Origin of the sequence: Streptomyces sp. NRRL WC-3605, from assembly GCF_001509795.1 — a bacterium.
GTDB classification, from domain to species: Bacteria; Actinomycetota; Actinomycetes; order Streptomycetales; family Streptomycetaceae; genus Streptomyces; species Streptomyces viridochromogenes.
This window is the reverse complement of record NZ_LLZN01000015.1, coordinates 1-302: the sequence shown is the minus strand read 5'-3', so window position 1 is coordinate 302 and position 302 is coordinate 1. Positions and strand designations below refer to the sequence as shown.

At 68.2% G+C, this 302-nt stretch carries 1 pseudogene; it reads left to right on the top strand.

Features of this window, described 5'->3' with window-relative positions:
• Positions 1-302, top strand: a pseudogene (locus tag ADL34_RS36535) (hypothetical protein); the annotation flags it as partial.

The window sequence follows — 302 nt, the reverse complement described above, 5'->3', positions numbered from 1 at the left end:
GCTGGACCGGGACCCGGCCGGCTCCCGCGCCTCCCGTCCCCAGCACGCGGAGCTGGACTTCACCGAGTCCACGGACCGGATGCTCTTCGAGCGGCGGTTTGGCTGGGTGGACATCGAGGCGGACTGGTTGCCGGCGGAGGAAACGCCGCTGAACTTTTCGCACGCCGCCCTGCGCCGCGAGGCCCGGGAATTCCTGTGCTTCACGTCGAAGTCCGCCGTGCAAAAAGGACACGGTCGTTTCCTCCGCCGGCTTCCAGTCCGCCTCCATGTCCTCCCAGCCAAACCGCCGCTCGAAGAGCATC